Source organism: Mucilaginibacter endophyticus (genome assembly GCF_003351025.1).
In the GTDB taxonomy this organism is placed as follows: Bacteria; Bacteroidota; Bacteroidia; order Sphingobacteriales; family Sphingobacteriaceae; genus Mucilaginibacter; species Mucilaginibacter endophyticus.
The window spans coordinates 1,217,230-1,229,909 of sequence record NZ_QPCG01000001.1 but is presented as its reverse complement, the minus strand read 5'-3'; the positions used below and the strand labels follow the sequence as shown (position 1 = coordinate 1,229,909).

9 protein-coding genes are annotated in these 12,680 nt (G+C 43.8%); 1 reads left to right on the top strand and 8 read right to left on the bottom strand.

The features are described from left to right. Positions 1-102: 102 nt before the first annotated feature. Positions 103-3,345, bottom strand: coding sequence for a glycosyl hydrolase (locus tag DUL71_RS04935; protein WP_114937003.1), 3,243 nt, complete (start codon positions 3,343-3,345; stop codon positions 103-105). Between the two features lie 283 nt (positions 3,346-3,628). Here DUL71_RS04935 and DUL71_RS04930 point away from each other — a divergent pair, with 283 nt between their 5' ends. Then, the gene (locus DUL71_RS04930) at positions 3,629-4,873 is read left to right on the top strand and encodes a Na+/H+ antiporter (protein WP_114937002.1); all 1,245 of its coding nucleotides are present in this window, start codon (positions 3,629-3,631) and stop codon (positions 4,871-4,873) included. A 78-nt stretch (positions 4,874-4,951) separates the two neighbouring features. On the opposite strand, the gene DUL71_RS04925 is transcribed toward DUL71_RS04930, so the two are convergent. From DUL71_RS04925 to DUL71_RS04895, 7 genes are all read right to left on the bottom strand, one after another. Further along, positions 4,952-6,145 (bottom strand): sensor histidine kinase, encoded by a 1,194-nt coding sequence (locus tag DUL71_RS04925; protein ID WP_114937001.1) that lies wholly within the window; start codon positions 6,143-6,145, stop codon positions 4,952-4,954. A 345-nt stretch (positions 6,146-6,490) separates the two neighbouring features. Then, entirely contained in the window at positions 6,491-8,698 is a 2,208-nt protein-coding gene (locus DUL71_RS04920; protein WP_208645477.1) for a response regulator, read from the bottom strand. A gap of 97 nt (positions 8,699-8,795) precedes the next feature. Continuing rightward, positions 8,796-9,491, bottom strand: a complete 696-nt coding sequence (locus tag DUL71_RS04915; RefSeq protein ID WP_112573862.1) for a LytR/AlgR family response regulator transcription factor — start codon at positions 9,489-9,491, stop codon at positions 8,796-8,798. A gap of 111 nt (positions 9,492-9,602) precedes the next feature. Then, positions 9,603-10,076, bottom strand: coding sequence for a Dps family protein (locus DUL71_RS04910; RefSeq protein ID WP_112573863.1), 474 nt, complete (start codon positions 10,074-10,076; stop codon positions 9,603-9,605). A gap of 43 nt (positions 10,077-10,119) precedes the next feature. After that, positions 10,120-10,488 (bottom strand): YgaP family membrane protein, encoded by a 369-nt coding sequence (locus tag DUL71_RS04905; RefSeq protein ID WP_114936999.1) that lies wholly within the window; start codon positions 10,486-10,488, stop codon positions 10,120-10,122. 125 nt (positions 10,489-10,613) lie between these two features. Beyond that, positions 10,614-11,063 (bottom strand): GNAT family N-acetyltransferase, encoded by a 450-nt coding sequence (locus tag DUL71_RS04900; RefSeq protein WP_114936998.1) that lies wholly within the window; start codon positions 11,061-11,063, stop codon positions 10,614-10,616. 338 nt (positions 11,064-11,401) lie between these two features. Continuing rightward, on the bottom strand, positions 11,402-12,655 hold the full coding sequence (locus tag DUL71_RS04895; RefSeq protein ID WP_114936997.1) for a PQQ-dependent sugar dehydrogenase: 1,254 nt from the start codon (positions 12,653-12,655) through the stop codon (positions 11,402-11,404). Positions 12,656-12,680 lie beyond the last annotated feature (25 nt).

Sequence of the window (12,680 nt, the reverse complement as noted above, 5' to 3'; positions counted from 1 at the left end):
GAGGAGGAACAACGAAGCAATCGCTTGCTATACAGGGCGGATATGCTTCCGTGCGATTGCCACGCTTCGCTCGCAATGACATGGTTGTTTTTATATACTCTCTTAATAAACCACCGACCTAACAGTAACCGGCCCGGTCAAACCCGAAGCTTCAAGCTGGCTTTCGGACTTGTAAGGATTAACGGTTGTCCAGGTGTGGCGTTCATTAGGTTGTAACTTACTATCGCCTATTAAACGGTTAACCCAGGTGTTTACCACTTCAATATCTACGGTGTTACCGCCTTGTTTGAGTGCCCTGGTTACATCAAGCTGATATGGAGCTGTCCAAACGCCGCCTACCGCTATGCCGTTCACTTTTATTTTGGCCATGGCTTTTACCTGGCCAAGGTCAAGCAGCAGATGTTTACCTTTTTCGATCTCTGCAATATTAAACGTATTGTGATAAACAGCAGATCCCGAATAGTATTTAATCTCATCCTCGGGTCTTAATGTCCAGTCTATTAATTTATCAAAAGTAACAGGATTTGCCGGCCCCCATCTTTTCGGATCAAAGGTAACCTGCCATGGGGTATTTACGTCGACCAAAACCTGTTGATCAGGGAAGTTTTCGCCCTTTGCTGAAATGGCTGTGGTCGGTTTCCGGAAAATGATAAATGCGCTTTGATAGGCCGCTAATTTTAAAGGCACGGTTGTAATAGCCCCTTCCCGTTTATAATCGGGCAGGTTACGGCTGCTGCCTGTTGTAGCATCCCAAAGTTCAGGTGCTTTTCCCTGTACACGGAAAGCGGCATTGATGTCAATATCCTGTGCAGTTTGGTTGGATACAAAATACATATCCCCATCGTTCAGTTTCCGGTGGATAAATAAAGCCTGACCAACTGTATTAAACTTACAATCAGGGACAACTTTAAGCAGATCAAGCGCCTGTTGTGTATCCATACCGTTAATTACTATCCCTTTACCATACCGATGTGTTTTTACCGAAACACTATCGATATTACCCCAAAGTGCCGAAGCCATTTTCTTGATTTCAGCATCGGCCGTACCGTAGTCTTGTAAACTTGGTGAACACTCCGGCTTTGGGCCTAATACAGCCAAGCCGTCGTTAACCAGCTTGGTGATAGTTTTCAGCAATTCAGGTCGCATGGTAGCCAGTTTAGGTAATACTAAAAGCTTATAGCTCATGCCCCCTGGCAATATCAGTTTGCCGTTTACAACTTTTGCCCGGCCATTCAGTACCTCGGCATTGATATAATCAAACGAGTAACCCTGTGGCAACTCCGGATCACGAACACCGGTCATTTTTGGGGCATCTTCACCTATAAAATAAGCCACATCGGCCACGTAATTGCCCTGCCTTAGCATATAATTACAGCGTTTGATGTAGCTGATAAACATATCCATATCGTAAAACCAGGTATTGTTACGGTTGAACTCGTTACCAAACCAGGCATTAGCTCCGGGCAACCTATCATCAGCGGGTTGCGTTACATACACATGCAGCAGGGTGTTATTGATCCCCTCGGTAAAAAAGCGGTCGCCACGTTGTTTCATCATAGCCGGATAACGCGAAAACGGGCCTCCTGCACAGGTAAATGATTCGGCAGAAACCTTGGTTTTACCATAAATATGTGCCGACGATGAAGCCGCCCGGTTTTCGATATTACCCAGATCCCCCTCGCTCCAAAACTCTCCACCTATCTCATCCGACTGGCCGCCGTATTGCAAAAACTCGCCGGGAAAGCCCCAGTGACCATAATTTTCGAGCCAGGTGGTAAGTCCGTGTTTATGGCTGGCCTCACGCAGGCCACCAACATAATCATAAGCCACCCTATCGGCAACAAAACGGCGCAGGTCCCATAAAAACCTGTCGCTTTGATCCTGGCTGCCTACTACGCTGCCATTTAGTACCGGCAGGTAAGGCAAAGCATCGTAGCCATATTTAGCCTTAAAGTTTTTGAGCATATCATCTGTCCAGTTTTGGCTGCCGGTTTCATAGCTGTCTTCAACAGCTACTTTAAAGCTTTTGCGATCGGCCGTGGGAATTCGTTTTATGATTTGACCCAGGAAAGCATCAAAATGCGAGGCGATATGCTTTTTGCTCATTTTATCAATCTCAAGCCCGCGGCCTTCGGGTGGTGCGGGGGCGTTGGTAACCTGCGTTGGCGTCATTCCAGTACGCATAATGATCCAATTGCCGGCAGGTACATTCCACTTCAGGGTACCATTGGCCTGCATATACTTTGATATATCTATAACCTTTTGCGGATCGATCACATATTGCTGATCATCAACCGCCGGTTGAGGTTTCCATTGATATTCTTTCCAGTACGGAAGCGGTGTCTGGAACATTTTTGCCAGGGTCTTTTCGGCATAATTTTCTACGTTGGGCGATGCCGAAATTTTAAGCTCGGCTATATCACTACCCTGCGAGCCATTACTGAACACGATCCTGAAGCTTTGACTGGTTGTTGCCGGAATAGATACCGCCGCAACCGAGTAAGGGCTAAAACCTACATTTAAATTGGTATTGCTCCTGTCAACCACAAAGTGTTTAATGGTTTGATAGCTACCTGCAGCGTCGCGGGCCTGGATATCGCCCTCAAACCTCAACTCTTTATGCGCAGGGTAAAAAACAAAACTGCGTGCCGTATAAGGTGAGGCGGCATCAATAGTTACTGTAGGCTTTGGATCATTGGGGATGGTATACACCGTGTTTTCATTGCCATCCATCAGGTTATTAGCGTGCACATCAACAGGTAAGGAACTGATAAATGAGCTTGTCATCTGCTCACCGTAGCCTGCCGGAGCAGGAAAAGCGATCACTTTTACATCCTGAAATTGCTTTTGGGGCTGATCCAACTTTTTATCAAGGATGATAGGTCCCTTAACTGTTATGCTTGACGAAGTCAAGTACCTCATAGACTGTTCGGGTTTAACCCATGGCCCACCAGACTGGCTCCAACCCGGGCCATTGAAAATACCGATATCTATTTTGAGTTTGGTAGCCGTTTTAAGTGCTGTATGCATAATATCCCACCATTCGTCCGAAAACATTTTCACCTTGCCATACGGGATCTCATCCAAACCAACGTTACCAATAAAGGCCCGGTTAATACCAACCTTTTTCATCGATTCAAGGTCTTTAACAACACCTTCCTTTGATACATTCCCGGAGATCCAATACCAGTACACACTGGTTTGTACAGAGTCGGGAGTGGCTTTAAAGCCACTGTAAAGTGGATCGGTTTTAGGCGATTTGGTTTGGGCGAAGCATTGGGCACCAAAACCAATTGCGTTGACCACAAGCAATGTTAGGATGGCCCTTTTGTAGACATTTTGCATCAGGTAGATATTTTGTTTTATAAAGCTTTATACTTCCGGACTGTTAAAGCCGGATGAATGAGTTTGTACCCGGAAAAAGCTGTTAAGTTTATAATTAAACAATACTAAAGCTTTAGATATGATTTGGCATCCTGTACTATCTTGCCTTAACAATATATCATGTTATCCACTCAAAAATTTACGACCGCCTTTTGAAGTGTTTTGAAAAAAACAATTTCCCAAACTTTTCATTTATCTTGGCTATGGTACCTGTTTATACTATTCAACAAAAGCGTAGCTGTTTATGGAAAACTACACCATAGTTATACTTATCCTCGCTATCATGATCGGCCTGTCGGCTATTGCCGATAATATAAAATTGCCCTATCCTATTTTACTTATCGTAGCCGGAATAGCTGTGGGTTTTATTCCGTCTATCCCGGATATCGAGCTTAACCCCGAAATTGTTTTCCTGATATTTTTACCTCCTCTGTTGTACGACGCTGCTTTTAACATATCCTATCAAACGTTTAAAACCAATATCAATACGATAGGTACGCTGGCAATTTCATTGGTATTTATTACAGCTTCCGGCATTGCGGTAGTAGCGCATTTCATGATACCCGGCATGACCTGGCCGCTGGCTTTTGTATTGGGTGCCATTCTTTCGGCTACAGATGCTGTTGCTGCCATGAGTATTACCAAAGGGCTTGGCATATCGCATAATACCAACACCATTTTAGAAGGTGAAAGCCTCGTGAATGATGCCTCGGCGCTGGTTGCTTATCGTTTTGCAGTTGCTGCGGTAACAGGCGCCGCGTTTATATTCTGGAAGGCGACTTTGGAGTTTTTTATATTGATGGCCGGCGGCTTTGTTGCTGGACTGGTCATGGGAAAAATATTGGCATTCATTATTAAACGGGTACATAAAAACGATATGGTGACAGTTAGCTTTTTGTTGCTGATGCCTTTTGTAACCTATCTTGTAGCCGAGCACTTTCACGTATCGGGCGTTATAGCGGTAGTGGTTTTGGGACTGAGCATTGCCCGTTTCAGCGCAAAGGTTTTCCCTGAAAAATTGAAACAGCAGTCTAAATCAATCTGGGATATCATCATTTTTTTGCTGAATGGATTGATCTTTATTTTCATTGGCCTGCAATTCCCTTATGTAATCAAAAACATCCCAAAGGCACAGGTATGGCCATACGTGGGTTACTCCTTCCTGATTACTGTTGTTGCCCTGATATTACGAATGGTGCGGGTTTTTCTTCAAAAAGTAAATCTGCAAAATGCCTTCAAAAAGGGGAAGCATAAAATAACTATAGACGCGCTGCTTGATTTTAAAAGCAGTTTGATCATTAGCTGGTCGGGCATGAGAGGAATTGTATCATTGGCTATTGCCATTGGATTGCCGGTTACTCTGGCTGATGGCAGTCCATTCCCCGAGCGCAATGCCATTATATTTATCTCGGTTGTGGTAGTGTTGTTTACCCTGATTGGCCAGGGCCTTACCTTACCATGGATTGTAAAACGGCTTACTGATGAATAGCAGAACTCCAGCCTTACGAAGTTTAATTACTTCGTAAGGCTTTAACTGCCTATTACCTATCAGCAGCGAATGAGCTGCTTAAACCGGCAACTTAAAATAAAATGCTGAGCCTTTGCCATATTCACTGTTCACCCCTACTTCTCCGCCATGGCGTTCAATAATCTCACGTGACAGGTACAAGCCTAAGCCATACCCTTTTGTACCGGCGCTTTTTTCATGATGAATACGGGAGTAACGGCAGAACAACCGTTTTTGATCAGCCTCTTTTATTCCGCGGCCTTTATCCTGTACGGTTACGACTACCTCACCGTTAACTATTTGACAGCCCAGGGTAATCACACTTTTTACGGGCGAAAACTTAACCGCGTTGTTCGCATAATTTACCAGCACCTGTACCAGTTTATCATAATCGGCAGTTACCCAAATTTCCTTTAATTCTTTCACCCTGAATTTCCGGTCGGGATAAAGCACCATCATATTTGCTGTTACATCCTCAAGCAATTCACTCAAATCAAAATGGCTTTTTTGCAAACTAAGCTTTGCATCCCGCACCTGCGACAGTGTTAAAAAGTTATTGATCATCTGGGTCATACTCACGGTTTGCTGGTCTGCCTTGAGCATTTTATCTTCAAGCGGTTTGTTGTTTTCCATCCGCGCTATACGGGCAGTATTCTGGATATAGAGTTTAATGGTGCTCAGCGGTGTGCGCAATTCATGGTTCAGGAAAGCCACTAAGTCGTTCTTACGCAATTCCTCTTGTTTTGCGGCAGTAATATCTGTTAATGTGCCCATCATTTTCATGGCCAGACCATCACTGCAATAAAGCTTTCCGGTTATTTTGAGCCAACGGGTGTAGCAACTATCGGCGGTGTTGATGTGCAATTCGGCTTCAAATTCCTGCTGCGTACGGCAGGCTGTTTTAGCAGTATCTAAAACATGCTTCTGGTTCCACTGCACCAGCTTTTGCATCAGCACACCCAAACCAAAAGTACTGCTGCCTTTCATGCCTAAAAAGCCGCTGGCAACCGGGCATAAATGAAACTTTTTGCTGTATATCCCATAACTCCACATGCCTATCCCGGCGGTAGCCAGCACATTGGTGATGGCCATTTCACGGGTGTGTACCCGTTCTGATATATCAACCAAAAAAGCATATTGGTTTAATACCTGGCCCGGAAAAACAGGCTCAATAAAATTATCAGGATTACCAAACGCAGCAATTTGCGGATTAGCATTAATTAATTGTTGTGGGGTTGCGGTTAATGTTGCCATGAGCTTAGGGTAACAATTTTTGTTATCATAAAACTAAGGCTACTTTAAAGGCTTTGGCTTCGGGATTCGTTGAACGGGCAAAAACTGTCGGTGAAGGGTTATCTTAAAACAAGCAGAGACTGACACTGGTCGAAGTTTAGCGATAGCGTAACTTCGACCCAAAACACGGCAAGCTTTCAGCTTGACTTGATACAATTGCTTTGCTTTTATCTATTGATCATTAAATGCGGAAGCAGGATGCTTCCACTATTTTAGGACGAAGTTACGCTATCGCTAAACTTCGACCAGTATTGGGCTAAACTTCGACCAGTATTAGCGTCTCTACGTTGATCTAACAAATAGGATTTAAACCAGCGTGCTATAAAAGCGCTTTGCATCATCAATGGCATTAAGGCACACCGCGGTAATATCATTGATCAGTCTTAAAGTTTCGGTATCGGCTACAGTCGCTTGCTCAAGCTCATCCAGATCAGCTTCTAAAGCTGGAAGCAAGCCCATTATGGCTACCGTGGTTTTCATATTATGCGCAGTGGCTTTCAAACCTTCAAAATCTTCCGCACTGAACATATTTTTAAGCGTGTTCACATCAGCTAAGGTAAGTTCGATAAACTGCGAGGTCACCAGTTTTTCATAGTCGATGTTTCCTTTACTGATGTCTTTCATATAATTGAGATCAATAAACGGGTAATCATGTTCATTGATTGTGGCAGCCTGCTCCTGCCGCGATGCACCGGGTACGAACTTTAGGATGAGCTTAAACAGATCATCGTCATTTACCGGCTTGGCTATATATTCGTTCATGCCGTGGCTCAGGCATTTTTCACGTTCTCCGGCCATGGCGTGAGCTGTCATAGCAATAATCGGCACATCCAGTTTCAGCTCATTGCGAATGTGATAAGTTGCAGTATATCCATCCATCTTAGGCATCTGGATATCCATCAGTACCACATTATAAGTTTCAGATTCCAATTTGCTGATCGCTTCCTCGCCGTTTGCTACCACATCAAACGCAGCATCCCACTGGGTAAGCATATGCTTCATCAAACTTTGGTTCATGACGTTATCGTCAACCACCAAAATATTTAAGTCGTGGTTTACTTTTACTTCCGAACCTAACGCTTCTTCATCAATGTGCGCGGTAACCTGATCCTCAGCAATAATGTACGGGATATAAAAATTAAACTCGGTGCCTTTTCCGGGCTCGCTGGAAACTTCTATTTCGCCAAGCTGCAAAACCACAAGGTCTTTAACAATTGAGAGACCGAGCCCCGTGCCGCCATAGCTACGTGTAATGGAATCTTCGGCCTGGTTAAAGCGTTCAAATATGGTGGCGAGCTTCTCTTTATGAATACCAATACCATCGTCGGCTACCCGGATACCCAATTTTATGGTTTTATCTGCTATATATTTGTTATAAACCTCAACCCTGATACAGCCATGCTCACTAAATTTCAGGGCATTGCCAATCAGGTTTACCAATATCTGTGTTAAACGTGTAGCATCGCCAACAAGGGTATCAGGTACGTCTGAAGCAATTTTGCTGCTAAAGCTGAGCCCTTTTTCCCTGATGCGTTCATTGAACAAGGTTTCGATAGAATCTATCAAACCGCGCACACTGAATGGCGATTGCACTATCCGCATCATTCCTGCTTCTATTTTAGACAGGTCGAGAATATCATTAATGATAGCCAGCAGGTTCTCCCCGGCCTTTTGGATCGAACCTACAAACTCTCCGGCATCCGGATCAATCTTGCGGCGTTTAAGCAGATTGGTAAAACCTAATATAGAGTTTAGCGGCGTACGGATCTCATGGCTCATATTTGCCAGGAAGTTTTCTTTAATCAGCAATGCTTCACGTGCTGTTTTTTCCGATTCGTTAAGCCTGCTGATGAGCCTGTTTTGCTGCCTGAACTGGTTAACAATAAACCAGCATAAAGTTCCGCCGCTAAAAAACATGAATATCATAAGTATATTACCATACATACGCGCTTTGCTACTGTTGTCAATAACAGCCACACTAAGCTCATCCATCATTTTTTGACGATTATCGTAAATCTTGTGCGTTACTTCGGTGATTTCATTGGAGATACGGCGTGCACGTGGATTAGCTATAAAACTGGTATCGTTCATGTTACCTGTTTTATAGTAGTGTTTCAGCAAGTCGTTTTTAATCCTAACTTTCTCATCAGCTAAAATATTCAAACGGTCGAGATATTGCTTAACCGTAGGGTTATGGTTCCCTCCGCGAAGCGAATCGAGATAATCTTTAACAGACTTGATCTTGGCATCAACGCCCTCAAGGTGTGAGATATCATCGGTGGCTATTGCGGCCCTGATGCGGGCTTCTACGCCCAGCAGGTCACGGTCAACTTCACGCAGGTGATTACTGGTATGCAGCTCGCGCAACAGGCTCTCGTTGCCCTTACGCATCGACTGCATGTTTTGCGAAAAATTATATTGAATAACCAGCAACAAAATTGTACCTGCAACAAATGATGCCAGTATGAGGTAAGCAAACTTTTTATTAGCCATTACTGATGACGCTGAACGCATTGGTGATAAGTAAATATGCAGGTGTTAAATTTATTTTAATTCCAAAAATCGTTCAACAAGGCAAAACTGTCGTTAAACCGCCCGGCTTTGTCGATGGCTAAAAAACGTTCATCCGGCTATTCAATGTCTTGCGGTAGGCATCGGCTACGGGCAAAAATTTGCCGGCAATTACCAAACCGCCATCCTGCAGGGTATCAATTTTATCCAGGGCAATAATGTATGAGCGGTGCACCCTGATAAACCTCGATGATGGCAGTTTTTCTTCGGCCGATTTTAGTGTACCGTGTATGGCGTATTCTTTTTTGGGGGTATAAAACTTTACGTAGTCGCCCATAGCCTCGGCATACAAAATGTCGTCGAGCATGAGTTTACGGGTGATGTTTGAATCGCGTACGAAAATAAATTCGTCGTTCTTCACCTGCACTTCTTCTTTTCGGCCGTCCAATATTTCGCGGGCTTTATTTACAGCCTGCAAAAACCTGCCAGGAGTAACCGGCTTAACCAGGTAATCGGCTACGTTAAGTTCAAACGCTTCAACGGCGTATTCTTTTTTTGAAGTAGTAAAAATTACAACTATATCCTTGTTTTTAAGGTTACGGGTAAGTTCCAAACCGTCCATTCCGGGCATTTCAATATCCAGGAAAAGCAAATCAACGTTTTGGTTTTGGAGATGATTATAAGCCTCCATGGCGGTACAATACTCGCAAATAATATCCAGGTCATTAACCTGGCCGGCCAGATGGCTCAATGTTGCGCGGGCAATGGGATTATCATCAACAATTAAACTGGTCATGAGCAGGCTTAAATAATATTGCTAAGATAATCAATTTACTTTTTGCTCATGGCCTTCCGTTTGCATCCGGAAAGCCAATTGAGCCAAAAGCGGTTATTTAATAGGGGGATTTTATCTAAAATGCGACCTTAGCATCCAGGCCATGCCTTCGTGAGTTTCCATTAAACCGGTAATAAAATCGCTGGTGCCTGCGTCATTGTACTTGCTAACAAAGGGATCGATATTACCGCGAATAAACTCAATAATACTTTCATGATCCTCAAGCAACTCTTTCAAAAAGCCCAAGCTGTCGTTTTTATGGTCAAGCTTTTCGGTTAAATGGGTAAGTTGTAATAACTGGGTTAAAGTAGCAGGTGCATAATGACCAATTTTACGGATACGCTCGGCAACGCTGTCCATGATCTCGTCAAGCTCGTTGTACTGCTGTTCAAAAAACACGTGCATTGAGTGAAAATCAGGGCCTTCAATGTTCCAATGCGCGTTACGGGTTTTGGTGTACAATAAAAATTCGTCAGCCAGTAATTTTGCTAACTGGTCTGAAACGGCCTGGCGGTCTGCTTCGTTAATTCCGATGTTTGCTTTCATGATATTGTGTTTTGTTGGGTTGATATATTTTCTATTTTATAACTTACTCATATTTTGATGGATGAGTATAGTTACTAAACAGCCTTTTCACGGGACAATATAGGGTAAATGCTGTTACCTCAAGGTAAAATATTACCGGTGCTATGATAATCATGGCATGAGTATGATAATTCCAGTCAATTGCTGACAGTGCGGGCATTGTAAACACCAATGCCCCTCGTATCACCGCCTCCGTAGTGCTCAGGTTTTCCGGAGCATCATCCGGAAAAAAGCGCTTCAGAAAATTATCCAGAACAGGTTTTGACTGCTTAACAGTTTGCTGTACGGGGGCTTTCTTTAAATCGAGATCTACTTTATTTCTCTTGCTTTTTGCAAGATCTCTTGGATCGGGCGGTAACTGCAATGTTTTCATGGCATAGCTTTTAAAGTAATGACATAAAATTAGCAGCCGACCATTTAGTACATGTGCTAAATTCGTTGAGCGGGCAAAAACAATCGTTAAAAGCCGTATTTAAACAAATCGTGTTTAAACCGCTATCAGGCCCTGAGCATTTCTATATGGTCGATGCCATCCTCATCATAAATGTCGCCCTCCATTTTAAAGCCTAATTGCTCGTAAAATTTAACGGCATAATATTGGGCTCCTATCCGGATAGGCACATCACCATAAAGGTTTTTAGCTGCATCTATAGCCGCCTGTGTCAGTATTTTACCAACGCCTGTGCCACGTACCTTTTTGCTGCTTACTATACGACCAATTGATGCTTCCGTATAAGATTTACCCGCCGGAACAATACGGGCATAGGCCACCAATTCCTGCTCATCATCAAATAACAATAAGTGATGACAGGCGTAGTCCTTATCGTCGGCATCTAAAAACACGCAATTTTGCTCAACCACAAATATCTCGCTCCTGAGTTTTAACAGTTGGTATAATTCGGTAACTGTTAAATCATTAAAGGCTTTGCAAATTTGAGTATAGTTCATGATGCTTTGTTTTTATGGCAAGTGCGCAGTGTGTTGTTTATGGGTGCTAAAGTAAATATTTCTGAGAATACGGAAGATCCCATATTGTTGAGTAGTCACGTTCGGGATATTAGAATATAAATATCACATTAGGTGTGGAGGACCTGTCATCCTGAGCTTGTCGAAGGACGCGCGCAGAGGCCCCGCCCACCATGCTTCGACAAGCTCAGCATGACACCCGTTTTAATTGTCATGGTGAACTTGTTTCAACATGACAGCTATCCTATTTATGTGTCATAGCAAAACAAAAGCCCAACCTGCTTTAAACAAGTTGGGCTTCTTTGCACACGCTTTATCTTTTATTTCTTATAAGTGATCTTATAAATAGTCCCTTTAACATCATCGCTTACATAAAGCGAACCGTCGGGGCCCTGGGCCAGGCCACAGGGGCGGTGTTCGGCTTTTCCCGGCGATGTTTCTTCGGCCGTGCCTGCGAAGCCATCGGCAAATACTTCCCATTTACCATCGGGTTTGCCATCCTTAAATGGCTGAAAAACCACAAAGTAACCAGCCTGTGGCTCGGGCGCCCTGTTCCATGAACCATGGAAAGCAATGAACGCCCCATTTTTATATTTTTCGGGAAATTGGTTACCTGTATAAAACAGCAAACCATCGGGTGCAAGGTGGCCGGGATATGCTGCAACCGGTTCGGTATATTTAGCGTCGGCTTCGGTTTCGCCATCACCTCCGTATTCCGGGCCTTTTATTTTTTTATGCTTAACATCATCATAATACATATAAGGCCAACCTGCATTGTCGCCCTCCTTCAAAGCATACATACACTCGGCGGGTAACAGGGCCGACTGCTGGGTGGTATAATATTTAGGGAACAGGTCATGCAAAGCATCACGACCGTGCTGCATCACAAAAAGCTGGTTATCCTGCTGGTTCCAGTCGAGCCCTACTACGTTACGTAAGCCTGTAGCAAAACGTACGCCATCGCGTTGTTTCTGGTTGATCTTATCTGTTTTAAAACGCCAAATTCCACCGGCAGAATCAAGGATAGGGCAACCTGTTTTCTGCGGATCAAATTCTGAGCAGATATTGGAATAAGCGCCGATATTCACGTATAGGTTCCCGTCATTATCAAACGCGATAGCCTTGGGTTTATGTGCCCGTTTAGATACTAAGCCGCTCACAACAATTTCAGGGTGTTCCGGATCGATCACTTCCTGGCTGGCGTTCAACTTAAAGCGATAAACGGCTTTATCGGAAGAGGCATACAGATATCCGTTATTGATGCGGATGCCTGTACCGGAGAAATTACCAAAACTGGTTTTAACATCTGCCTTATCACCATTGTCATGCAAAACCACAATGCCTTTACCGTTTTTCAAACCCTCAAGGTGTACGTAAATATCATTATTGGGAGTTACCACCATATGCCTTGCGCTGCCTAAATTATCGGCTATTACGGCGGCGCTAAATCCATCAGGAATTTTAAGGCCTGCATTAGCAGCAGCATGCTGATCGTTTTTGGTAAGCCTGAACGAGGCAAGCCCGCCTATCGCCATTAGCGACAAGCCAAGCAACAAGGTTGTTCTTTGATTCATAAAAGCAGATTTTGGTTAGGCTAAT